Raw genomic sequence first — 25,293 nt, 5'->3', positions numbered from 1 at the left:
TTTAAAATCTAAACTATACCTACAACGAGGAAATACTTTACTTGCCATATGAATTTTTATAATGTTAAAACGGTGTAAAGTAAATCTGTATTAAGTCAAATCTTATATTTCTTAAAAATAGAGCTTGCTAGTCTTTGATTATCATTGGTTTATGATTCGAAAACGTTCTGTACTCTATACTGAATTTCACTTTGTGTGAATGTCTGTGATTGTTCTTTTCGCAACTAATCTTAAAGCAATGATTGTCAAGTACAAAGAATCTTATGCCAGACTTCCTATTTCATCCAGGTTCTTTTGAATATCTTCATCGCTAAGTGAGTAATTCACCAAGTCTCCTGCCAGGAACTTATCGTAAGAGGGCATATCAATGAGTCCGTGACCGGAAAGATTGAACAGAATTACTTTCTCTTCGCCTGTCTCTTTGCATTTGTTTGCTTCACGAATAGCAGCAGCGATGGCGTGACAAGATTCCGGAGCAGGAATAATGCCTTCGACTTGTGCAAATAAGCAACCGGCTTCAAAAGATTCGAGCTGTTTGATGTCTACCGCTTCCATCAGTCCGTCTTTCAACAATTGAGAAACAATAACGCCTGCGCCATGATAACGAAGGCCACCGGCATGAATATTGGCAGGAGCGAAGTTATGTCCCAATGTAAACATAGGAAGCAACGGGGTGTATCCGGCTTCGTCTCCAAAGTCATACTGAAATTTACCACGTGTCAGCTTGGGACAGGAAGCCGGTTCGGCTGCAATGAAACGGGTTTTCTTACCATTAAGAATATTATGACGCATGAAAGGAAAAGCAATACCTCCAAAGTTTGAACCGCCTCCAAAGCAAGCAATCACCATATCGGGATATTCTCCTGCCATTTCCATCTGTTTTTCGGCTTCCAATCCGATAATTGTTTGATGAAGTGTAACGTGGCTAAGTACAGAGCCGAGGGTATATTTACAGTTCGGAGTGGTACGGGCAAGTTCTATAGCTTCGGAAATGGCTGTACCCAATGAACCCTGATAATTGGGATGGGCAGTTAGTATATCTTTTCCGGCACGGGTAGACATAGAAGGAGAGGGAGTGACCTGTGCCCCGAAGGTTTGCATGATACTACGACGATAGGGCTTCTGTTCATAACTGATTTTCACCTGATAAACGGCAGCTTCCAGTCCGAAAAGTCGGGCGGCATAAGCAAGAGAGGCTCCCCATTGTCCTGCACCTGTCTCCGTGGTTACATTGGTTACTCCTTCCTGTTTGCAATAGTAAGCTTGAGGAATGGCAGAATTTAATTTGTGTGAGCCCATTGGGCTGACACTCTCATTTTTAAAATAGATATGTGCCGGAGTTCCCAAAGCTTTTTCCAGTCCGTAAGCACGTACCAGCGGAGTACTGCGGTAGTATTTATACATTTCGCGTACCTCTTCCGGAATCTCGATCCAAGCATCAGTCTGATTCAACTCCTGACGTGAAAGTTCTTCTGCAAATATAGGGAAAAGGTCTTCTGCCTTTAAAGGTTGTTTTGTACCGGGGTGTAAAGGAGGCATCGGCTTGTTTGCCATGTCAGCCTGAATATTGTACCAATAGTGTGGAATTTCTTCTTCGGGTAGCAGGTACCTCTTTGTCTTGTTACTCATGATATTGCAAATTTTAATATTTTGATTGCCAAAAATAGGCATAATTTTTAATACAACGATTAAATAGTCAACAAAGAATCGAATTTGTTGTTATTTTAATTAAGTTTGCACCATCACACATTGACACATTATTTATCATGAAGATTTACCATAAAATATTGTTGTATCAGAATAAGTTACTACAGCCTTATGTTCGTGTTTTGCTCAGGCTAATAGCTGCTTTTACTTATGTAGCCTCATTACTATTGATAGTAGGAGTTGTTTATGAACATGGGTTTCCACTTTCGAGTGTGGATGTGGAGCATCTTAAAATATTATATAAGGCTGTCTGGATTATCTTTTTGATAGATGTGACCTTGCACTTTCTGTTGGAATACAGAGATACAAAAAAGAATTATCGTAAACTGGCGTGGGTGTTAAGCGGATTACTTTATCTGACACTCATTCCCGTTATCTTCCATCAACCGGAGGAGAGTGGTGCGATTCTTCATTTTTGGGAATTCCTGAACAGTAAGTTTTATCATGTAACCCTTTTATTACTTTTTTCTTTTCTGAATCTGTCTAATGGTCTGGTACGGCTGTTAGGACGCAGGACGAATCCCTCATTAATTCTGGCGGTGAGTTTTCTGGTGATTATACTGATAGGTACGGGATTGTTATTACTGCCCCGTTGTACGGTAGAGGGAATATCTATTTCGTGGGTGGATGCGCTGTTTACTTCGACGAGTGCAGTGTGTGTGACAGGTCTTGTACCGGTAGACGTATCTGCAACTTTTACACCTTTGGGGCTTACTGTGATTATTCTGCTGATACAGGTCGGTGGATTGGGGGTGATGACATTAACCAGTTTCTTTGCCATGTTTTTCATGGGGAATACTTCGTTGTATAATCAGTTGGTGGTACGTGACATGGTAAGTTCTAATTCATTGGGTTCATTACTGTCCACACTGTTGTATATATTGGGCTTTACGTTAGTGATAGAGGGTATGGGAATGTTATCCATCTGGCTGGGTATTCATGGTACATTGGGGATGGATCTGCAGGAAGAACTGGCTTTCTCGGCTTTTCATTCTATATCGGCATTTTGTAATGCCGGTTTCTCCACTTTACCGGGTAACTTGGGTAATCCGATGGTAATGACCGGGCATAATTCTCTTTATATATCCGTTTCTTTATTGATTATTTTGGGTGGTATTGGGTTTCCTATCCTGGTGAATTTTAAAGATATTGTGCTTTATCATTTGCACCGTTTCTGGAAGTTTGTGCGTACACTTAAACTGGATAAACACAGAGTACAGCATCTTTATAATCTGAATACGAAAATTGTATTGATTATGACTTTCCTGCTTCTCGTATTGGGTACACTCGCCATTGCCGCCTTTGAATGGAATGGTTCTTTTGCCGGTATGTCTGTAGCGGATAAATGGACACAAGCATTTTTCAATGCCACCTGTCCGCGAACGGCAGGGTTCAGTAGTGTGGATCTGACAAGCCTGAGTATACAGAGCATATTGATTTATATTTTGCTGATGTGGATAGGTGGTGCAGCACAATCTACGGCAGGTGGAGTCAAAGTCAATGCTTTTGCCGTTGTAGTGATGAATCTTATGGCAGTGCTGCGTGGTACAGATCGTGTAGAAGTTTTTGGGCGTCAGCTTTCACATGATTCAATCCGTCGTTCTAATGCAACGGTAGTTATGTCTCTTGGAGTATTGTTCCTGTTTGTATTTATATTGAGCATATTGGAACCTGAAATGTCGATTATGACACTAACGTTTGAGTGTGTATCGGCATTGAGTACAGTAGGATCGAGTCTGAATGCCACACCCTTACTTCGGGATGAGAGTAAGTTATTGGTGGCTTTACTGATGTTTGTAGGTCGCGTAGGATTGATAACACTAATGTTGGGCATTGTGAGACAAAAGAAAAATACGAAATATCGTTATCCGAATGATAACATAATAATAAATTGAATAATATGTCAATGTGCCAATATGCCAATGTGTCAATTGGCTGCGCTGTAATGCCGCATGGCACATTGACATATTATTCAATTGGCACATTATTCAATCGGCACATTAAAAAAATATTAGTATGAAATACATTATTATTGGTCTGGGAAATTATGGGCATGTATTGGCAGAAGAACTTTCTGCGTTAGGACATGAAGTGATAGGTGCAGATATTAGTGAAAGCAGGGTAGATAGTATTAAAGATAAGGTGGCTACTGCTTTTGTAATTGATGCAACAGATGAGTTATCGTTAGCAGTACTTCCGCTCAATAGTGTGGATATTGTGATAGTGGCAATCGGAGAGAATTTCGGTGCTTCCATTCGCGTAGTAGCGTTGCTGAAGCAGAAAAAGGTACAGCATATCTATGCACGCGCTATTGATACGGTACACCGTTCGGTATTGGAAGCTTTTAATCTGGAAAGGATACTGACTCCGGAAGAAGATGCAGCGCGTAGTCTGGTACAATTACTGGATTTTGGAACTAACATGGAAGCATTCCGGGTAGATTCAGAATATTATGTGGTGAAGTTTTCTGTACCAGAGAAATTTATCGGGTATTTTGTGAATGAACTAAATCTGGATGAAGAATTTCGTTTAAAGCTGATAGGGTTGAAACGGGCAAATCGGATAGAGAATTGCCTGGGTATTTCACTGACGGAACGCAGTATAGTCAACGAACTTCCTGAAAATGATAAGATACAGGAAGGAGATGAACTGGTGTGTTACGGTAAATACAGAGATTTCCAAAAGTTCTGGAAGGCGTTATAATAATGCATTGTCTGATATGTAGTTTCCTTGTAGAAAACGTTATAAAGTTCGGACTTTGATTTTATTTTATTCTAAAAAGCATTCCTTGTTATTTTCGTTTTCAGAAAATAGCAAGGAATGTATGTTTGGAATGAATTACTACTTATCTGTTAGCTTTCAGTGCTTCTTCCAGATCAATACCCAGTGCTTTGGCAACGCCTGTTCCATAAGCCGGGTCTGCTTTATAGCAATTACGTACGTGGCGTTGTTTAATGAAGAGTTCAGAGTCTCCCATGGCACGCGCTGTGTTTTCAAACAGCAGTTGTTGTTCGTCTGCCGGCATTAGTCGGAAAAGATCACCCGGCTGGCTGTAATAATCGTCATCATACTCCCGTTCATTATAATTATAGATATCACCATGAACTTTCAAAGGTGGTTCTTTCTTTTCGGGAGAATCTTTCCATTCGCCATAGCTGTTGGGTTCATATCCTTTGGTAGCGCCATAATTACCATCTACACGCATAGAACCATCGCGATGGTAGGCATGGAACGGGCAGCGAGGTTTATTAACCGGTATCTGCTCCGAATTAACGCCCAGACGGTAACGCTGTGCATCTCCGTAGGAGAACAAACGGCCTTGTAGCATTTTGTCGGGAGAGAATCCAATACCTTCTACAATGTTTATCGGATTGAAGGCAGCTTGCTCTACTTCCGCAAAATAGTTCTCAGGATTACGATTCAGTTCAAGAATACCTACGTCCTGTAGTGGGAAGTCTTTGTGTGGCCATACTTTAGTCAGGTCAAATGGGTTGATGCGGTAATTGTCTGCTTCTTCTTCCGTCATCACTTGAATCTGGAACAGCCATTTTGGATAATCACCTTTTTCAATACTTTCGAATAAATCGCGTTGGTGCGATTCGCGGTCTTTAGCAACAATGGCTTCAGCTTCCTGGTCAGTCAGATTTTTGATACCTTGCAGGGTACGCAGATGGAATTTTACCCAGGTACGTTCGTTTGCGGCGTTATAGAAACTATAGGTATGGCTGCCGAATCCATGCATATGACGGTAGGAATAAGGAATACCACGTGGGCTCATAGTGATGGTTACCTGATGCAATGCTTCGGGCAACAGAGTCCAGAAATCCCAATTACTGTTAGGGCTACGCATGTTTGTTTTCGGATCTCGTTTAATGGCATGGTTAAGGTCGGGAAACTTCAACGGATCGCGCAGGAAGAATACAGGTGTATTATTTCCTACCAGATCCCAGTTACCTTCTTCTGTATAAAATTTCATGGCAAAACCACGAATATCACGTTCTGCATCAGCAGCTCCGCGTTCACCGGCTACGGTAGAGAAGCGGACGAAACACTCTGTTTTCTTTCCCACTTCGCTGAATATGGCTGCACGGGTATACTTTGTAATGTCATGCGTTACAGTAAATGTTCCGTAAGCTCCGGAACCTTTGGCATGCATACGTCTTTCAGGGATTACCTCCCGGTCAAAATGAGCGAGTTTTTCAATTAACCATGGATCTTGCAAGGTGATAGGACCACGAGGTCCTACTGTCTGTGAATTCTGATTGTCGGCAACAGGACGGCCGTTGGCAGCTGTAAGTTTCTTTTCTTCCATAAATGTGTAGTTTGTGAGAGTTTATAAATATATAACAAAGATAGGGGGAATTTGCTCACTTGTCAAACAGATATTTTCTATAGAAAGATAGAAAAAAACGATAAGGTATGTAAAGAAGCAGAAGAATCGTTTATAAATTGTTAAAAAAAAAGGGGACAGGCTAAACTTATTGGGTTTCAATGAGTCGTATATTCAGTTGCAACAAAGAAACTGATAATTAATCAACTTAAAAGCAGATGTTAGTATGAAAAGAATAGTATTTTTAATGGTTACCCTCTTTCTGATGGGTAGTGTAGTGATGGCACAGGGACAACGGGGCGAACATAAGAAAATGACTCCGAAAGAACGTGCGGAACAAATGACAGAACGTATGGTTAAAGAGTACTCTTTGAACGATACGCAGAAGAAACAATTATTTGAAGTAAATCTGGCACAGTGTGAGAAGATGGGAGATCGTGCTTCGATGCGTCCGCAGAGAGATGGAAAGAAAGCACCCGAAATGACGAAAGAAGAACGTGAAAAGATGCGTGCAGAGATGAAAGCTAACAGTGAGGTTTACAATGCAGAGCTGCAAAAGATTATGACTAAAGATCAATATGCTTCTTATACCAAGAAGCAGGCTGAGCGTGAACAGCGGATGAAGGATGGACGCAGACAGAAAAAGTAGCCTAACTTTCAACCTTGAATTCTTGTGTATATCCGGCTCTTTTTGTTCCTTTGTCGTCTAAATTAAAAGAACGGATTAAAGATGAAGAGATTCATAAATTTGTTTATTCTACCACTGCTGGCAGTACTAACAGCTTGTAGTGGTGGAAGTAAAAAAACGGATGAAGGTTCATTGATCCTTATGCAGGATAGTGTAGATAACCGGGGATTGCAGCGTATGCAGGTATCGAAAGCCGAAGTGGATATTAAGTTTAAAGGGAAGGATTACCACTCTTTTATTTCTCGTACTCCTGATGAAGACCTGCCGCTTGTGAAGAATGAGATGGGAAATACTTTTGTTGACAATAAGATTCAGCTTCGTTTGACCCGTGGCAGTGAGCAAGTCTTTAATATGACTTTTACAAAGAAGAATTTTTCTTCTATTGTGAGTGATGATTTCTTGTCGAAATCTATTCTTGAGGGGATGGTGTATAATAAGACTACCCCGCAAGGGATTGTTTATGCAGCCAGTGTGTGTTATCCGCAGACAGATTTGTATGTGCCTATCTCTATAACGATTACTGCCGATGGTAAGATGACAATGGAAAAGGAGGAGTCGCTGGAGGAAATATATGAAGAAGACAGTATTTAAACTCTCTGATATGTTTTGACAGCATATTTACACAAATATGATAATTTTTAAAACAATTGAAAGGTAGCCCTGTGGTTACCTTTTGTATTTTAGCGGAGTCAATAAATTTTATAAATATGATGAACACACAACTTTATTTATGCTCTGCAGCTTTGCTGCTGACTGCTGCTCAGACCAAAGCGGCCGATAAGCAAAAAGAACGGCCCAATATTCTTTGGCTTACTTTTGAAGACACGAGCTCTTATGAGTTTGGCTGTTATGGAAATACGCAAGTACATACGCCCAATGTGGATGGACTGGCTTCCAAAGGAATACAGTTTATGAATGCATGGTCGGTGGCACCACAAAGTTCGGCGGCACGTTCTTCGCTTATTACCGGATGTTATTCCAGTACATATGGTATGGATGTTCACCCGGTACCCTATGATACTCCGGAGAATATCTTCTTCCCACAATGGTTGAGGGATGCCGGTTATTATTGTACGAACAATAGCAAGACACATTATAACTCGACTACAGATAATAAGATCTGTTGGGATGAATGTGCAAAAACAGCTTCTTACAACAGTCCTAAACGTGAAAAAGACCAACCTTTCTTTGCAGTATACAATACGGTTACCTCTCATATGGGGCGTGTACGTACATTTCATATGGATGGGCGTCGTGATTATACAAAGGAAGGTATTTACCCTGATAAACTGATCCTCCCGCCTCATGTGCCCGATCTTCCGGAAGTACGTTCTGATTATGCCGGACATTTGGAGGCTGCTCAGGATGTGGATACATGGGTAGGCTTTTTCCTCAAGGATCTCAAGGAACACGGTTTGGAAGATAATACCATCATCTTTGTATTCAGTGATCATGGTGGTTGTCTACCTCGTGGTAAGGGATACTTATATGAGACAGGTTTGCGGGTGCCATTGGTTACTTATTTCCCCGAGAAATGGAAACATCTGGCTCCGGCAACAGCGGGAACAAAAGATAGTACACTGATTAGTTTTGTGGACTTAGGCCCTACTGTCCTGAGTCTGGCAGGTGTGAAGCCTCCTAAGCATATGCAGGGGAAAGCACTGATGGGAAAATATGCTTCTAAGGAGAAGACTACGATGCAGTTTGCATTGGCTGCCAATCAGTTGCATCATTTTATGCCGGTACGTGCAGCTATGGACGGACGTTATAAGTATATCCGCAGTTATATACCTTACCGCCAGTTTGCATTACGTAATTACTATCAGTGGGGCATGCCTTCCAATAAAGCCTGGGATAAATGGGTGATGGGTGGTCATAATACAAATCCCGACTGGAAGCAGACGTTTGAACATCATCCGGCAGAGATGTTATTCGATTTGGATAATGATCCGTTTGAATTGAATGATCTGGCTGCTAAACCAGAATATCAGGAGGTACTGCTTCGTTTTCGTAAGGGAATGTCCGATCATATTCGTGAGACAAAGGATTTGGGATTCTTTATTCCTACTTCCCGTGAGAATGTAGTCTTGTATGATAAAGTGCGTAAGGAGAAATATCCGTTGAATGACTTATATGCTTTGGTGGAATTGGCAGGTGTAGCAACTGCTGCTGATGTGTCGGTATTTGAAAAAGCACTGACCAGTGCATATCCCGAAATGCGTTATTGGGCTACCGTAGGCTTGGCTCAGTTAGGCATAAAGGGAGAGTTGAAAACTTGTCCGTCCGCGTTACTTGCACTATTGGATGATAAAGATGCTTATATAGCTTGTGAGGCTGCCTATGCTGTTTCTTATCTGGGTGAGACAGAGAAAGGGGTAAAACGTCTGAATTATCCGCAGAATGAAGCGGATAGAAAGATAGGATATTCATTGTTGGAATGCCTGTCTTTGGATAAGGCGATGCAACCTGCGGTACGGGTACATTTGGCCGATCTGAAAGAGAAAGCTGAAAAACTTCCTCGTAAGGCAAATGAAGATGCCGGATTGATGGCACGTGGTATCCTTGTGAATCTGGGAGAGATGGATATAAAGGATTTGCATGGTCCGGAAGCATACGAAATGGGATTACAACTGAATCACGGTCGCAGACCGATGGTGCCACTTCCCAATTGATAAGAATGTAAATTTTCAATAAGTAAATAATATATGAACAAAATTGTTTTTTCTTTTTCTCTGCTGGCTGTAAGCACAGCGATGCTTACTGCTCAAAATGCAAAGCTGATTCCTTTGACGGAACGTGTGAATGTACAGGCTGACTCAGCACGTATCAATCAGGTTATTGATGGTTGTTGGGTAGCTGTTGGTACAGACAAACCACATTCCATTCAACGGGATTATACCATTCCTTTTAATGGAAAGCCTTCTTATCGTTTTGAGCTTAAAACAGAGGACAACACCTTGGAAGGATATGCCAAAGGTGAGACTAAGGGCCGTGCGGAGTTTTCTTATTGTTATGCTACATCCGCTGATTTTAAAGGACAGCCTGCAAGCGTTTATGAAAATGCGCAGAAGACCAAAACCGTTTATCATCATGGAAAAGGTATATGTCCGCAAGGTGCTTCACGTGATTATGAGTTCTCTGTTTATATTCCTTCCACATTGAATGGGGATGTATCTACTATCTTTGCCCAATGGCACGGAATGCCGGATCGTACTTTGGTTTCTACTCCTGACGGAGAAGTGAAGAAGCTCACTACAGAGGAGTTTTTGGAACTGTATGACCGGATGATCTTTAAGAAAAATGCAGCACATGATAAGGTGCCGGTACTTGACAAACAAGGTAATCCGAAAAAGGATAAAGATGGTAACGTTATCTATAAAGCAGGTAAGGCCAATGGTTGGTTGGTAGAACAAGGTGGTTACCCTCCACTTGCTTTTGGATTTTCCGGAGGATATTTTTATATAAAAGCAAATTCTGACCGTAAATGGCTTACTGATAAAACGGATCGTTGTAATGCCAGCGCTGAGAAATCTCAGATCATGAAGCCTGTCACTTCCAAATATAAAGCATCTACTATTGCCTATAAAATGCCGTTTGCAGAGTTCCCTAAAGATTGCTGGATCACATTCCGCATACATATTGACTGGACTGTATATGGTAAAGAAGCCGAGACAATTGTAAAACCCGGTATGCTGGATGTACAGATGAGTTATACGGAAAAAGGGAAACTGGTAAATCGTCATATTGTAGATAATGAAGAAATTCTCATTGGCCGTAATGATGAGGATGGGTATTACTTTAAATTTGGAATTTATCGTGTAGGAAATAGTACTATCCCTGTGTGCTATAATCTTGCCGGTTATTCAGAGAATTGATACAAGTATTATACTTTTGGAGTGCAGATTAACACAGAGGGTCGCAGATTTAATTTAAATTTTGTGACCCCTGTGTTAATCTGCATTTTAATGATAGGACAATTAACTTTTGCTATACCTTCATTTCTGTTTTCAGGAATCATACGTTAAAGAATTAAAAAACAATAGTTGTATTCCATTATTCCCAAATCTTTCCAGAATCTCTATCGTTATTTGCATTATCAAATGATAGAAAACTATATTACTAACATTAAAAAAATAACGATTATGAAAAAGATTTTGTCTCTTCTTGTGATGGCGGTTGTAGCTGTTCAATTTGCTTTTGCAGGTGATGTCATTACTAAAGACATTAACCAGTTGCCACTTGCGGCACGTAATTTCATTAATCAGCACTTTGCCAGTCCTCAGGTTTCGCACATTAAGATTGATAGTGAAATAATGTCGAAGAAATACGAGGTACAACTGACAGATGGCACAGAAATAGATTTTGATTCTAAAGGCAACTGGACTGAAGTAGATGCCGGAAAAAAGAAGGTACCTGCAACAATTATTCCCTCTTTTGTGAATGATTATCTGAAGATGAATAATTTTACCAATGAGTTTGTTACCAAAGTAGAACGTGATCGTAAAGGATACGAGGTAGAATTGAATACTGATGTATCTTTTAAGTTCGATAAGAAAGGTAAATTTCGTAAAGCAGATTATTGACCACTGATTACTGATAATAATCTAACCCCGAAGGACTTTAACTATGATAAAAATAAAATTTAGTATTTGGGCTGTCATGTTGATGACAGCCTTATTTTCCTTTAACTCTTGTAGTGACGATGATGATACTTATCTACCCCCCAATCAGGCTATCATAAATGCATTGAACCAGCTTTATCCCGGTGTGAAAAACATAGAATGGGAGCAGAAAGGTGTTTATTATGTGGCGGATTGCTGGGTAGGAAATGACGAACTCGATGTGTGGTTTGATGCCAATGCCAATTGGATTATGACAGAAATGGATATCTTTTTCGAGAATCTGCCAACAGCTGTCAGTACTGCTTTCCAGGAAGGTAACTACGCCAATTGGGTTATTGATGATTTGACGAAACTGACTTTCCCGCAAAAGCCCGAAGAGTTTGTTTTAGAAGTACAGCGAGGAGGGCAGGAACGGGCTTTATATTATTCAGAATATGGAGGCCTCCTTCGTGAAAAAGACATCTCTGATACGGATAATACCCACTGGCCGGACATTTAAGGAGAGAAGGGAGAATTGAGAAGGGAGAAGTACTATGCAGCATAATAGCGCAGCCTACTTCTCCCTTCTCAATTCTCCCCTTTCCCTTCTCTTCACATTTGCTTGTAATCTTTTGCCAGTCCTCCTTCGCTTGTTTCTTTATACAGAGAAGGTAGGTCATGTCCTGTTTGTTTCATCACCTGTACAACTTTATCGAAGGAGACACGATGCATTCCGTCTGTAAATGAAGAATATAGATTTGCATCCAGCGCACGTGCTGCAGCATATGCATTACGTTCAATACAGGGAATTTGTACCAATCCGCATACGGGATCACAAGTCATGCCCAAATGATGTTCTAATCCCATTTCGGCTGCGTACTCTATTTGTGCCGGGCTTCCCCCGAATAACTGATTGGATGCAGCTGAGGCCATTGCACATGCTACACCTACTTCCCCTTGACAACCTACTTCCGCTCCTGAGATAGAAGCATTGAATTTGACAATATTTCCCACTAATCCGGCTGTTGCCAATGCACGAAGGATACGAATATCACTGAAATCGCGGCTTTTGTACAGATGATAAAGTACGGCAGGTACTACTCCACAAGAGCCACAAGTAGGAGCCGTGACTATTTTCCCTCCGGAAGCATTTTCTTCGCTGACAGCCAATGCGTATGCAAATACCAGTCCACGGGATTGCAAGGATTGTTTGTATCCTGTAGCACGGATATAATAGGTTGAGGCTTTTCTTCTCAGATTCAGTGGACCGGGTAATACACCTTCCTCTTCCAATCCACGGTGAATGGAATCTATCATTGTTTTCCAGACTTCATTCAGGTAATCCCAAATATCAGAGTCTTCGCATTCTTTGACATATTCCCAATAGCTTCTGCCATTGCATTCACACCATTCCAGAATCTCTGTCATGCTGTTCATGCCGTATACATCCGGGCTTTCGATAGAAGGAGTATCGTTGTTCTCTGCCAAAGCTCCGCCACCAACACTATATACGGTCCAGTTTTCTGTTAATTTATCATTGACATCGAATGCAGCAAAAGTCATCCCATTGGGGTGGAAAGGGAGGAATACTTTAGGTTGCCATATAATTTCTACGGGGGCTGTAGGTTCCAGCGTATCAATGATGGCAACGTCTGTCATGTGTCCTTTTCCTGTGGCGGCAAGACTTCCATAGAGGGTTACTTTAAACTTGGCAGCATCCGGATGGCGTACCACAAACATTTCGGCAGCTTTGCGTGGCCCCATTGTGTGGCTACTCGAAGGCCCCGTACCGATACGGTATAACTCTTTAATAGATTTCATATATAATAAATGTGCTTATTTTCAACTCTTTCAGTACCATCTTTTTTTCCGGAAGAAAGCATATACGATGATACCTATAACTGCCATTAATCCCCAGGCGAAACAGTATCCGTATCGCCAGTCCAGTTCGGGCATCACTTTGAAATTCATACCCCATACGCCTACCAGAAAGGTTAATGGTATAAAGATTGTAGAAACGATTGTTAGCCGTTTCATGATGTCATTCATCTTCAAATCATTGTTGGAAATATAGAGGTCTACCAAAGATGAAAGGGTTTCTCTGCATATTTCAATGGTTTGCAGTACAAATTGTAAATGGTCGTTTACATCATTGAAGAAGGCACGGTTCACCTTGTGCATCAGAGTGCTCTCTCCCCGCAGTAGTTTTATGTACTGCTCTTTTAAGGGGAGTATTGATTTTTTCATCAGCATATACTGACGGCGCAGGGACTGAATTTGTACACCAATGTCATTTCCGTCGCTGATGGTCAGTAATTCTTCTTCGAGGTCTTCAAGGGCATCATCTATGTCGGATACCATTGAGGTGTAATTGCCTATAACACTATTCAAAAGTACACTGAGCAGATAATCGCTTTGTCTGCCTCGTATTTTGAGTACGTCATTGCGTAGGGCAGTACTTACATCATCAAAAAAATCAGTTTCTCTTTCAAGGAAGGTAAGTATGTAATTGGTACCCAAAATAATGCAGATTTGTTGCTGCTCCAGTTCATCCAAATCTTCCTCGTTCTTTTTGGGTGCAGGATAGAAGAGCTTTAAAATTAGTACGATGTAATTATCGTGTTCTTCTATTTTAGTAGGATGATTGGCATTCAGTATATCTTGTAACACGAGAAAGTTTATTTCGAAATGTTCGCATATTTCACGAACAGTTTCAGTATTCTTCATACCATGTACCTGAAGCCAGTTGATACGTTCACTATTCAGAGAACTGCTGATTTCATGAAAGTCTGCTCCTGAAACTTCCTGCATTTCATTGGCATTGTATGTACAAAGGTGCAGATGGGTAGGCGTCTGGCTCTCACCCGTATAAATTAATTTCTCGCTTAACAGGTTGTTCTTCATGCTTTATTTTTTAGTTTTAGAAAACCATTACAACAAAGGTAATGATTTTCTATATGAGAACAAGTTGTTTAATACTTTAGTTCGCTTTTATGCCAAATCTACAACTGTAATCCCGGCACCTCCAAACTGTACATGTTCATCGGCAAAGTGGCGTACACCTGGTACGGTATCTAAATACTGGCGGATAAGAGAACGAAGAATACCTGTACCTGTACCATGAAGAATACGTATGCGACTCATACCTACCAGTATGGCATCGTCTACAAAGTAAGTGACAGCCTGCAAAGCCTCGTCTCCACGCATCCCACGTACATCAATGTCTTGTTTGAAATTTAATTTTTTCTCATACATCTGATCGTGTGTCTGACTACTGACAAAAGTACTCTTTGCCGGCTCCTGTTTCTGTACCGTGGCATTGGCGCGTTCCAGTCTTTCCAGTTTAACGGTTGTTTTGATACTACCAAAGCCTACTACTGCATTTTTACCATTTATTTCCAGTACTTCACCAACGCTGGTTTGTCCTTTTAACTTGACATTGTCACCTATGGTGATAGGTATCACTTTGGGAACCAGTTGGGATTGTGCTTTTTCTTCCGGAGTAGCTTTTTGCTTGCTCTTTTTTCGATTCTGCTTTTCTTTCAGCTTTTCCATTTTCCGGGCAATCTTATCTTCCTGTTCTTTGGAAGCAAGTTCGTTTACAGAAGCGCGGAAGTCATTTAGTTCCTGGCGTACAAGGCGGGTCTTTTCTTTTTCTGCCTGTGCCTCCTTGATGGTACGTATGGTATTCTCTATTTTTGCATTTGATTCTTGCAGCAATCGTTCGGCTTCTTCTTTTGCCTGGCGGATAATTTCCTTACGGGATTTCTGCAATTCCTCCATTTCGGTCTGATAACGGGCGATTGTTTCCTCCATATGTTTTTCACGCTGGCGGATAGTCTGGCGTTTACCTTCCCAATAACGTTTGTCACGGACAATGTCCTGAAGATATTTGTCTGCGTTAATATATTCGCTGCCTACGATTTCTGAAGCATCAGCAATGACATCCTCAGGTAGTCCGATTTTTCTTGCTATTTCTACAGCAAATGAACTCCCCGGATTACCTATTTGTAGTTGAAAAAGAGCCTGCATGAGATGGCGGTCGTAAAGCATGGCACCATTCACTACTCCTTCATTATCTTCTGCAAAGTGTTTTAGATTCTGATAATGCGTAGTGATAACTCCGAATGTCTTTTTCTGATTAAAGCGTTTCAATACAGCTTCGGCAATAGCTCCACCTATCTGTGGTTCTGTTCCACCTCCGAATTCGTCGATAAGAATAAGGCTGCGTTCATTGCAATTCTTCATCATCATCTTCATGTTGGTCAGATGGGACGAATAAGTACTCAGGTCGTCTTCAATAGATTGTTCGTCACCGATGTCAATGAATATGCTGCTGAATATTCCTGCATGGCTGCGTTCATGCATAGGGATGAGCATTCCGCATTGCAACATGTATTGCAGTAGTCCTACTGTTTTGAGACAGACGGACTTTCCACCGGCATTAGGACCGGAGATAATGAGAATACGTTGTTGCTGATTCAATTCGATGTCGAGGGGCACTACCTTTTTGCCATGCTTGGCGAGGGACAGTTGTAACAATGGGTGTATAGCCATGGTCCAGTCCAGTAATTGCTCATTCTCAAGAGAAGGTTTCAGCGCATTGGTCTGTATGGCGAAATAACTTTTTGCCCGTATAAAGTCAATTTCTGCCAGAAACTCATAAGATTGTAGTATTTCCGGGATAGAAGGACGCAACATATTGGAGAACTCTGTCAGAATACGGATAATTTCCCGTCGTTCATCTCCCTCCAGTTCACGAATGCGATTGTTGGCTTCTACTACCTCCGCTGGTTCTATAAAGACCGTCTTTCCACTGGCAGACTCATCGTGTACAATACCTTTTATTTTTCTCTTCAATCCTGGTGCAACGGGGATTACGAGGCGACCATCACGCATGGTGGGTGCTACATCTTTGTCTACATAGCCTTCGGATTGAGCACTGCGTAAAATGCTGTTTAGTGAGCGTGAGATGCTTCCCATCGTACTTGCAAGTTCACGACGAATACGTGCCAGTTCCGTTGAAGCATTGTCCTTTATCTTTCCGTATTTGTTTAGTATACCGTCAATCTTTCCTATTAGCTGGGGAAATACAGCAATATCTCCCGCCAATCGTTTCAGGCTGGGGTAGGGACAATCACTTTCTTCATCCTCTTCATTGCGTTGAAGGAATCGTACGATGTCGCGAATCGTTTCTAACGAACGTCTTAAATCAAATAATTCCTGCTCGTCCAGGTACATTCCTTCTATTCGTACACGTTTCAGTGACGGGCGTACGTCGAAAAAGAACTGGTCGGGGAAACTGTCTTCTTCCTGTATGATGCGGACAAACTCTGTAACTTGATTTAGTCGTTCCTCTACCTTTTCATGCTGATCGGAGAAGTTCATATCTGTTACACGTTCCTCGCCCAATGTGCTGAGACATTTTTCTTTCAATAGTTGTCTGATTTGGTCAAATCCTATCTTTTGCTCAAAATTTTGAGGATATATCATTGATATTTACGATTTAGCTATTTACAATTTACGATTGAGATTACTCCCTGTAATTTGAATTACGAAGCAAAAATACGATTATTTCATGAAAAAATCATTAGAATGCTTGCAGATTTAAAAAAGATACGTACCTTTGCACCGCTTTCAAAGGAAAGCACTTCTGATAAAGAAGTTTTGGAGAGGTGGCAGAGTGGTCGATTGCGGCGGTCTTGAAAACCGTTGTACTGCGAGGTACCCGGGGTTCGAATCCCTGTCTCTCCGCTAGAAAGCAGCTTTTTGCTGCTTTCTGTTTTTATGGAGAGTTTTTTCTCTAGTTGGTAATTGTAAGGAGAGGTGCTCGAGTGGTTGAAGAGGCACGCCTGGAAAGCGTGTATACCCCTAAAGGGTATCACGAGTTCGAATCTCGTTCTCTCCGCATCATTTTTTTACATTTTAATATTAATGAACGGCTGTTTTGACTTATCAAGGCAGCCGTTTGTTTTATATTGTTTTCGGGAATTCGGTTATTCCAATTCTTCAATAATCTTCTTTACATCTACCGGTTGTAATCGACCATATACCTTCTCGCCGATCATCACTACCGGAGCCAGTCCGCAGGCGCCTACACAACGCAGACAGTCTAATGAGAACTTTCCGTCCGGGGTAGTGTCACCGACTTCGATACCTAATACACGTTTGAACTCTTCCAGCAGTTTTTCTGAACCACGTACATAACAAGCTGTACCCATGCAAACAGAGATGGGATGTTTTCCTTTGGGAGTCATGGTAAAGAAAGTATAGAAAGTGACGACACCATACACTTTCGATACGGGAATTCCAAGTTTGGAAGCGATAATCCGTTGCGTTTCCTCGGGTAGATACCCTTGCAAATGCTGTGCCTCATGCAAAATATTGATAAGTTCGCCCGGTTTGTTTCCATGCTTGTCGCAGATCGTTTTGATTTGCTCTGCCATGTCACAGGCTAGTTTGATATCTGACATAATACTCTTCATTTAAAAGTTAATCAATCGCTTTGTTGAAATAATGTGTATGCAGGAGAGTTTCCGATTTCTCACCTAGCGGTTTGCCGAGATAATCCTCGTATAATGTCTTGATATACGGATTCTCGTGCGATTTGCGCAAAGGTTTGTTGGCGTCTTCACGGTAAAGTGCGTTGGCGCGTGCATAGAGTATTTCCGAGTTGCCGTGATGCAAAGGCTGCCCGCCGCCACCGATACAGCCTCCGGGGCAAGCCATAATTTCGATTACATGATATTCGTTATGTCCGTTCCGTATATCTTCCAGTAGATGACGAGCGTTGCCTAGTCCGTGTGCGATGCCTACTTTTAATTCAAATCCGTTTAGGTTAATGGTAGCACGACGGACGCCATTTAGTCCGCGTACCTGTTCGAAATTTACATTTTTCAAAGGTTCTCCGGTATAGATTTCATAGACAGAACGGAGGGCGGCTTCCATTACACCACCTGTTGTTCCGAAAATGACACCGGCACCTGTCGATTCACCCATCGGGTTGTCGAATGGGCTGTCCAGTACGAGAGGGAACCCGATATTGGCACGTTTAATTAGTCGTGCCAGTTCACGGGTAGAGATAGAATAATCCACATCGGGGATACCGTTCACTTTGAATTCATCACGTGCACATTCGTACTTTTTAGCCAGACAAGGCATGATAGATACGACAACCAGTTTTTCTCTGGGTATGCCCATTTTCTCCGCCCAATAGGATTTGGCAATGGAACCGAACATCTGTTGTGGGGAGCGGGCGGTGGACGGAATGTCCAGCATGTCCGGGAAATGATGTTCGAAGAAGTTGACCCATGCCGGACAGCAGGAAGTCAGGATAGGTAATCGTACGGATTTATCTCCGTTGAGATAGCGCGTCAGACGGTTTAGTATTTCCGATCCTTCTTCCATGATGGTGAGGTCGGCGGCAAAGTCAGTATCGAATACATAGTCGAATCCCAGTTCACGCAGTGCATAAACCATTTTTCCGGTTACCAGTGTGCCGGGAGGAAAACCGAATTCTTCGCCTAGGGCAGCACGTACGGCAGGGGCTGTTTGCACAATCACCACTTTATCCGGGTTAGCTAAGTCGTCGAGCAGGCGGTTCGTATAATCGCGTTCGGTCAGTGCACCTACCGGACAGACAGCTACGCATTGTCCGCAATAGGTACATTCGCTTTCCGTCATCATCCGGTCAAAGGCAGGGGCTATCGTCGTGTTGAATCCGCGACGGATGGCACCGAGCGCACCGACTGTCTGAACATCGTTACAGACACTTTCACAGCGGCGACAGAAAATACATTTATCCATGTTGCGCACGATGGAGGCAGTGATTTCCCGCTTGCGGGGAGAGAGCTCGCCTCCATTGAAAGGCATTTCGCGGATATTAAAGCGTAGCGCTAATGTCTGAAGTTCACAATTGCCACATTTGGGGCAGGTGAGACAGTCGTTGGGATGATCCGACAGGATAAGTTCGGCTACCACTTTGCGTGCGTTCATCACACGTAGCGTACTGGTTTTTACTACCATTCCTTCTGTGCAACGGGTAGCGCAGGCAGGAGCCAGATTGCGCCGTCCCATCACTTCAACCACACAAATACGGCAGGAAGCCGGATTATTTTTTATACAGGTTCCTTTCAGGTCGATATGACACAGCGTAGGTATATTGATACCGATTTTGATAGCGGCTTCAAGAATAGTGCTTCCCTCGGGCACAGTGATGAAATGACCGTCTATCTGGAGAGTAATTTGTTTTTCTTCCATAGTAAATAAGATTTTAGCAGACAAGAATAGCGTTGAATTTGCAGCGTGCCATACACATGCCGCATTTGATACATTTATCGGGAGCAATGACATGTGGCTTACGCACCAGTCCGCTGATAGCATCCGCCGGACAGTTTTTGGCGCATAGATGACAACCAATGCAACGTTCCGGACTGATGGTATATGTTAATAGTGATTTACATTGCTTGGCGCGACAAGTCTTATCCCGCACGTGCTCCATATATTCATCGTAGAAGTTATCCAATGTGGATAAAACGGGATTCGGAGAGGTTTGTCCCAGTCCGCAGAGGGCCGTATCTTTGATGACTTGTCCCAAAGTGGCAAGTGTGTCCAGGTCTTTTTCTGTGCCTTTTCCTTCTGTAATCTTGTTCAGTAGTTCCAACAGACGTTTGTTTCCAATGCGGCAAGGTGTGCATTTCCCGCAGGACTCTTCCACTGTAAAATCCAGATAAAAGCGGGCTACGGATACCATGCAGTCGTCCTCATCCATGACAATCATCCCTCCTGAACCCATCATGGAACCGGCCGAGAGAAGGTTGTCAAAGTCAATGGGAGTGTCCAGATGTTTTTCTGTCAGACAGCCGCCTGACGGTCCTCCTGTTTGTACAGCTTTGAACTTCTTTCCGCCTTTGATGCCTCCTCCGATTTCGTAGATTACTTCCCGAAGAGTAGTTCCCATCGGCACTTCGATCAGTCCGACATTATTAATCTTTCCGGCAAGAGCAAACACTTTGGTTCCTTTGGAACGTTCTGTGCCAATCGTTGCAAACCAGTCGGCTCCTTTGGTTAGAATAATGGGAATATTGGCAAGCGTTTCCACATTATTTACATTGGTTGGTTTTCCCAGATAACCGGATTCGGCAGGGAAGGGAGGTTTCAGAGTCGGCTCTCCCCGTTTTCCTTCCATCGAATGAATAAGGGCAGTTTCTTCTCCGCAGACAAAAGCTCCGGCTCCGTATCGTATTTCTATGTCGAAACTGAAATCTGTTCCTAAGATATGATCTCCTAGTAATCCGTATTCGCGTGCCTGATTGATAGCTGTTTTCAGTCGGTTGATAGCTAACGGATATTCGGCACGGATATATACTAATCCTTTGGTGGAACCAATGGAATAACCGCAGACACACATCGCTTCTACAATCGAATGTGGGTCGCCCTCCATAATGGAACGGTCCATGAATGCACCGGGATCTCCTTCGTCGGCGTTACAAACCACGTATTTGACATCTGACTGTTGTTTGTTGGCAAATTCCCATTTCAGTCCCGTCGGGAAACCGCCACCGCCACGTCCGCGAAGTCCCGAACGTTTGATAATATCAATAACGTCCGTCGGCTGTTTGTTAAGCAGACAATCGGCCAATGCAAAGTATCCTTCACGGGCGATATATTCTTCAATATTTTCGGGGTCGATAAAACCACAGTTACGCAATGCGATGCGGAGTTGTTTCCGGTAGAAATCCATGTGCTTGGAGTCGCTGACGGTATGTTCCGTTTTAGGATCTACATACAGCAACCGTTCGATTCTTCGTCCTCCGATGATATGCTCGTTGATGATTTCTTCCGCATCTTCGGGAGTGACTTGGGTGTAAAAGGTATTATCGGGGATAATTTTCACGATAGGACCTTTTTCACAGAAGCCGAAACAGCCTACGGTGATGACTTCTACTTTATCGGTGATTTCGTTCTTTTTGATGGCTTTTAGAAGATTGTCTGTAATACCTTGGCTGGAAGATGCCTTACAGCCTGTACCACCGCAGATCAGAATCTGAAGATGTTGCGCACCGGATGCCAGTCCGTAACACTTTTCAGTCACCTTTTCATTACTTTCTTCGCGCAATGAAAGATTGTGCTCTGCTCTCTTCCTGATTGTTGCCAAATCATGGATAGATAAAATTTTCATAAGTATCAGAATTGTTAGTCGGTTTTTTGCAAATATAATTCTTTGTTTGAAATAACAGCGTAGTCTCGTACAAATAAAATTGATCTTCGACGGAGGATTTAGGTAAATAAATCTCTATCTTCGTATTTAATAGGTATCAAACCTAAAAAATATAACTGAAATATGAGACGAATTTTACTTGGACTATGTTTTCTATCTTTTCTGAACATTGCATCCGGACAAGAGATTCCTTTGCCGGAAAAGATGCCGCAGGCACATCCGCGGGTACTGACTACTCCGGCGGGAAAGCAGGAAACATGGAAGCTGATTAAAAAAGAAGAATGGGCGAAAGATGTTTTCAATAAATTGAAGGAACGGACGGAAGTATATACGAACCTGACGGATGCTGAACCGGCGTGGTTGCTGTCTCGTTTGGCAATGTACTGGAAGTCTCATGCCACGGAAGTATATGTGAAAGGTGAAACGTTCGACCATGCAGGTGGTGAAAGAGCTCCTTATCCCACTGTGCGCTACACGGGAACCCGTGGCACAGCTGCTACCCACGGCCGTCCCAAATTGGCGGATGTCGTTCCTTATGATGATGAGGACGGGAATGTCACTTTCTGCAATAATGCACTTCCTGACCGTCCTATGGAGAGTGTACACCCATCCAAAACAGGCCGGAATATTGAAAGCCTGAACTGCGAAATCCTGGGAATTGCCCGTGATGCCGCTTTCCTTTATTGGATGACGGATGAAGAGAAATTCGCTAAACTTGCCGCAGGGGTCTTTGATACATATATGACAGGTATTTATTATAGAAACGTGCCCATCGACCTGAATCACGGCCATCAGCAAACATTGGTAGGATTGACTTCTTTCGAAGTCATCCATGAAGACGCACTCCATATCGCTGTCCCTTTATACGATTTTCTATATAATTATCTAAAGGCCAATTACCCGGATAAAATGGAAATCTACGCCGGAGCTTTTAAGAAATGGGCGGATAATATCATTGCGAACGGTGTACCTCATAACAACTGGAATTTGCTACAGGCACGGTTTATTATGAATGTCGGATTGGTATTGGAAGACAATAAGGAATATGCCGACGGAAAAGGACGTGAATATTATATCGACTATGTGATGAACCGTTCCAGCATCCGCCAGTGGAGTCTGACGCAATTGGCAGATTATGGTTTCGATATAAATACGGGAATTTGGGCAGAATGTCCGGGATATAGCAGTGTGGTAATCAATGATTATGCCAATTTCGTGAATCAGTTTGATACGAATCTGCAATATGATTTGGTGAAAGCAATGCCTGTATTGTCGAAAGCGGTAGCAACCACTCCCCAATATCTGTTTCCCAACCGTATGATTTGTGGCTTTGGAGATACGCATCCGGGATATTTGAGTACGAATTTCTTTATCCGTATGATACAGAATGCACAGGCGAACGGGAAGAAAGAACAGGAAAACTATTTCACGGCTTTATTGAAATGCCTGAACCCGGATTTGGGAAATGATAAAACAGAAAAGAAGAATGTGCGTGTATCTGTCAATTCCTTCTTTGAAGATAAACCGCTGGCGCTAAATCCCAAAGTGCAGCCGGGAAAGATAGAAGATTATGTTTCTCCTTTGTTTTATGCCCCCAATGTATCATGGCTGGTACAGCGCAACGGTATGCATCCGCGCAACAGTTTGATGATTTCGTTGAATGGCAGTGAAGGTAATCACATGCACGCTAACGGCATTTCGATGGAACTTTACGGAAAAGGATACGTATTGGGTCCGGATGCAGGTATCGGGCTTTTCTTGTACAGCGGACTGGATTATGCGGAATATTATTCTCAATTCCCCAGTCATAATACAGTTTGTGTGGATGGAATATCGAGCTATCCGGTGATGAAAAGTAACCATTCTTTTGATTTGCTTTCCTGTTTCCCGGCATCAGCGGAACCGGGCAAAGCATTTACGTCCGTTACTTACAGTAACCTTTATTTCCGTGAACCGGAAAGCAGGGCGGATCAGACCCGTATGATGAGTATTGTCACTACTGGGGCGGAGACGGGGTATTATGTCGATGTATTCCGCAGCCGGAAAGAGAAAGGAGGCGATAAGATGCACGATTACTTCTATCACAACCTTGGGCAGACTTTGACATTGACGGCAGCAGATGGCAGCGACCTGAATCTCCAGCCTACGGAAGAACTCGCCTTTGCAGGCGCACATCTTTACGCTTATTCCTATTTATATGATAAGAAAGTGGCTGCAACCGCTAAGGATGTCAAGGCAACTTTCACCATAGATATGAAAGATAAGGACGGCGATGATATATACATGAATCTTTGGATGAAAGGCGAACCGGATCGTGAAGTCTTTACGGCTTTGGCGCCAATGACCGAAGGGCTAAGCCGTACACCGAATATGCCCTATAATATAAAGGAGCAGCCGACGCTGACATTTGTTGCCCGTCAGCATGGAGAAGCTTGGAATCGTCCTTTTGTTTCGATATATGAACCGAGTACGAAAAAGGAACCGTCTACTATTCAGTCCGTCTCTTATTTTGATGTGGAAGGAGTAGGTTTAGAAGATTTTGCCGGAATCTGTGTGAAAAGCAAAAACGGACGTATAGATCATATCTTCTCTCTATCCGATGCTGCACAAACCGCTACTTATCAAGGAATGAAAGTGAAAGCGGATTATGCTGTTATCAGCAATGAATATGCAGGAAACCGGACGTTGTTTTTAGGGAATGGAACCCAATTGGTTGCACCCGGGGTAATGATTCAGACCGACAATGCCGCTAATGTATTGCTCGAAAAGAAAGAAGGGAAATGGTATATTATTTCTTCTGCTCCCTGTACGGTTGTTATCGGCGATAAGAAGATAAAATCCGATGCTTCGTCGGAGCCTATGTTGTTGCGTATCTGATGTTTCATTGGTAATAAAGAAAAATTGTATATCTTATCCGTAGTATGGTATATTATGGCCTAAGATGGAAATTGTTGCAATAAAAAACAAAAAAAGAGTGTTTAAACGTTTTTAATACTATATTTTTTCTAATTTTGTGGCTTTCTGTCCAAGTAGTATATAAAATGGACAGTAAGCCCTTTTTTTGTGGGTAAATATTTAGTGGGAAATATTTAGTGGGAAATAAATGATGGTATATGTGATGAGAAATGGTCGCAGGGTAATAGCTGCGTTATCATTTCTGTTATTATGTTGTGGTGTACATGTGCACGCACAACGGGTGGCTGTAAAGACAAATGCATTGGGTTGGCTGACCGCCAGTCCGAATGTAGAAGCAGAATTTGTATTGGGTAGTCATGTCTCCTTGAACATGGGGATTGCTGCGAACCCAATCAGTACAGACAACTTTAAAACGACTTTCACGCATTTTCAGCCTGAAGTTCGTTACTGGCTAAATCGTCCGATGGTGAGTCATTTTCTTGGAATCACCGCTTTCGTGAATAATTTTGATATGATGGTAAAAGATGTGCATCACAAAGGCGATGCATACGCCGCCGGTTTGACCTATGGATACGCATGGGTGCTGGGCGATCATTGGAACATCGAAGCAACTGCCGGAGTAGGTGTGTTGCGCTACCGTCAGTTTAAGTATGATAAGGGTACTCCGAAACCGGGTGCGGTCAACGATAGTAAGACTACCATTGCACCTGTCAAACTGGGGGTATCCTTTGTTTATATTATTCGATAACGAACATTAGCTAGTCAGAAAAGAGAATGAAAATCAATTTGAAACGTGATAGATTAACAGGTATACTTCTCGTGGCGATGATGT

Annotated in this window: 18 protein-coding genes and 2 tRNA genes; 12 read left to right on the top strand and 8 right to left on the bottom strand. The window is 42.5% G+C overall.

The features are described from left to right. Nucleotides 1-261: 261 nt before the first annotated feature. Nucleotides 262-1,629: a TrpB-like pyridoxal phosphate-dependent enzyme gene (locus QX565_RS17945; RefSeq protein ID WP_221648537.1), complete on the bottom strand. Its 1,368-nt coding sequence runs from the start codon at nucleotides 1,627-1,629 to the stop codon at nucleotides 262-264. Nucleotides 1,630-1,766: 137 nt separating this feature from the next. On the opposite strand from QX565_RS17945, the gene QX565_RS17940 reads away from it, so the two are divergent. Then, nucleotides 1,767-3,602, top strand: coding sequence for a TrkH family potassium uptake protein (locus QX565_RS17940; protein ID WP_289293788.1), 1,836 nt, complete (start codon nucleotides 1,767-1,769; stop codon nucleotides 3,600-3,602). Between the two features lie 121 nt (nucleotides 3,603-3,723). Next, nucleotides 3,724-4,410 carry a potassium channel family protein gene (locus QX565_RS17935; RefSeq protein WP_221648536.1) on the top strand — a complete coding sequence of 229 codons (687 nt, stop codon included), beginning with the start codon at nucleotides 3,724-3,726 and terminating at the stop codon, nucleotides 4,408-4,410. Between the two features lie 142 nt (nucleotides 4,411-4,552). On the opposite strand, the gene QX565_RS17930 is transcribed toward QX565_RS17935, so the two are convergent. Further along, entirely contained in the window at nucleotides 4,553-6,019 is a 1,467-nt protein-coding gene (locus QX565_RS17930; protein ID WP_221648535.1) for a catalase, read from the bottom strand. A 244-nt stretch (nucleotides 6,020-6,263) separates the two neighbouring features. On the opposite strand from QX565_RS17930, the gene QX565_RS17925 reads away from it, so the two are divergent. The 6 genes from QX565_RS17925 (at nucleotide 6,264) to QX565_RS17900 (ending at nucleotide 11,846) form a co-directional block, all read left to right on the top strand. Continuing rightward, nucleotides 6,264-6,686 carry a DUF4890 domain-containing protein gene (locus tag QX565_RS17925; RefSeq protein WP_289293785.1) on the top strand — a complete coding sequence of 141 codons (423 nt, stop codon included), beginning with the start codon at nucleotides 6,264-6,266 and terminating at the stop codon, nucleotides 6,684-6,686. A gap of 81 nt (nucleotides 6,687-6,767) precedes the next feature. Then, nucleotides 6,768-7,316: a DUF4738 domain-containing protein gene (locus QX565_RS17920; RefSeq protein WP_289293783.1), complete on the top strand. Its 549-nt coding sequence runs from the start codon at nucleotides 6,768-6,770 to the stop codon at nucleotides 7,314-7,316. A gap of 116 nt (nucleotides 7,317-7,432) precedes the next feature. Beyond that, nucleotides 7,433-9,397, top strand: a complete 1,965-nt coding sequence (locus QX565_RS17915; protein WP_289293782.1) for a sulfatase family protein — start codon at nucleotides 7,433-7,435, stop codon at nucleotides 9,395-9,397. Nucleotides 9,398-9,430: 33 nt separating this feature from the next. Beyond that, nucleotides 9,431-10,600 (top strand): heparin lyase I family protein, encoded by a 1,170-nt coding sequence (locus QX565_RS17910; protein ID WP_221648532.1) that lies wholly within the window; start codon nucleotides 9,431-9,433, stop codon nucleotides 10,598-10,600. A gap of 267 nt (nucleotides 10,601-10,867) precedes the next feature. Next, nucleotides 10,868-11,308 (top strand): PepSY-like domain-containing protein, encoded by a 441-nt coding sequence (locus tag QX565_RS17905; protein ID WP_289293781.1) that lies wholly within the window; start codon nucleotides 10,868-10,870, stop codon nucleotides 11,306-11,308. A gap of 43 nt (nucleotides 11,309-11,351) precedes the next feature. Next, nucleotides 11,352-11,846, top strand: coding sequence for a PepSY-like domain-containing protein (locus QX565_RS17900; RefSeq protein ID WP_289293780.1), 495 nt, complete (start codon nucleotides 11,352-11,354; stop codon nucleotides 11,844-11,846). Between the two features lie 92 nt (nucleotides 11,847-11,938). Here the strand turns inward: QX565_RS17900 and QX565_RS17895 are convergent, their stop codons facing one another. The 3 genes from QX565_RS17895 to QX565_RS17885 all read right to left on the bottom strand — a co-directional run bounded on the left by QX565_RS17895 (nucleotide 11,939) and on the right by QX565_RS17885 (nucleotide 16,819). After that, nucleotides 11,939-13,147: an L-serine ammonia-lyase gene (locus QX565_RS17895; protein WP_221648530.1), complete on the bottom strand. Its 1,209-nt coding sequence runs from the start codon at nucleotides 13,145-13,147 to the stop codon at nucleotides 11,939-11,941. A gap of 30 nt (nucleotides 13,148-13,177) precedes the next feature. Continuing rightward, nucleotides 13,178-14,230, bottom strand: a complete 1,053-nt coding sequence (corA, locus tag QX565_RS17890; RefSeq protein ID WP_289293779.1) for a magnesium/cobalt transporter CorA — start codon at nucleotides 14,228-14,230, stop codon at nucleotides 13,178-13,180. A gap of 87 nt (nucleotides 14,231-14,317) precedes the next feature. Continuing rightward, nucleotides 14,318-16,819: an endonuclease MutS2 gene (locus QX565_RS17885; RefSeq protein WP_289293778.1), complete on the bottom strand. Its 2,502-nt coding sequence runs from the start codon at nucleotides 16,817-16,819 to the stop codon at nucleotides 14,318-14,320. A 176-nt stretch (nucleotides 16,820-16,995) separates the two neighbouring features. Here QX565_RS17885 and QX565_RS17880 point away from each other — a divergent pair. Continuing rightward, nucleotides 16,996-17,080: transfer RNA gene (locus QX565_RS17880), tRNA-Ser, on the top strand. A 66-nt stretch (nucleotides 17,081-17,146) separates the two neighbouring features. Beyond that, nucleotides 17,147-17,234, top strand: a tRNA-Ser gene (locus tag QX565_RS17875). Between the two features lie 88 nt (nucleotides 17,235-17,322). Here QX565_RS17875 and nuoE read toward each other — a convergent pair. Genes nuoE through nuoF form a run of 3 tightly spaced genes read right to left on the bottom strand, consistent with a single transcriptional unit; the run spans nucleotide 17,323 to nucleotide 21,506 of the window. Beyond that, a complete protein-coding gene (gene nuoE / locus QX565_RS17870; RefSeq protein ID WP_004305841.1) occupies nucleotides 17,323-17,799 on the bottom strand; it encodes an NADH-quinone oxidoreductase subunit NuoE in 477 nt (158 codons plus the stop codon). A 19-nt stretch (nucleotides 17,800-17,818) separates the two neighbouring features. Further along, nucleotides 17,819-19,585, bottom strand: a complete 1,767-nt coding sequence (locus QX565_RS17865) for an NADH-dependent [FeFe] hydrogenase, group A6 (protein WP_004305843.1) — start codon at nucleotides 19,583-19,585, stop codon at nucleotides 17,819-17,821. A 13-nt stretch (nucleotides 19,586-19,598) separates the two neighbouring features. After that, nucleotides 19,599-21,506 carry an NADH-quinone oxidoreductase subunit NuoF gene (gene nuoF, locus QX565_RS17860; RefSeq protein WP_004325481.1) on the bottom strand — a complete coding sequence of 636 codons (1,908 nt, stop codon included), beginning with the start codon at nucleotides 21,504-21,506 and terminating at the stop codon, nucleotides 19,599-19,601. Between the two features lie 162 nt (nucleotides 21,507-21,668). On the opposite strand from nuoF, the gene QX565_RS17855 reads away from it, so the two are divergent. Together QX565_RS17855 and QX565_RS17850 are read left to right on the top strand one after the other, a co-directional pair. Next, a complete protein-coding gene (locus QX565_RS17855) occupies nucleotides 21,669-24,422 on the top strand; it encodes an endo-acting ulvan lysase-like protein (protein WP_149940222.1) in 2,754 nt (917 codons plus the stop codon). Nucleotides 24,423-24,663: 241 nt separating this feature from the next. Then, the gene (locus QX565_RS17850) at nucleotides 24,664-25,209 is read left to right on the top strand and encodes a DUF3575 domain-containing protein (RefSeq protein WP_004305849.1); all 546 of its coding nucleotides are present in this window, start codon (nucleotides 24,664-24,666) and stop codon (nucleotides 25,207-25,209) included. Nucleotides 25,210-25,293: the final 84 nt, after the last annotated feature.

Origin of the sequence: Bacteroides sp. 41_26 (assembly GCF_949740115.1) — a bacterium.
In the GTDB taxonomy this organism is placed as follows: Bacteria; Bacteroidota; Bacteroidia; order Bacteroidales; family Bacteroidaceae; genus Bacteroides; species Bacteroides nordii.
The sequence above is the reverse complement of the archived record's forward strand: the minus strand, read 5'-3'. Positions and strand labels throughout refer to the sequence as shown.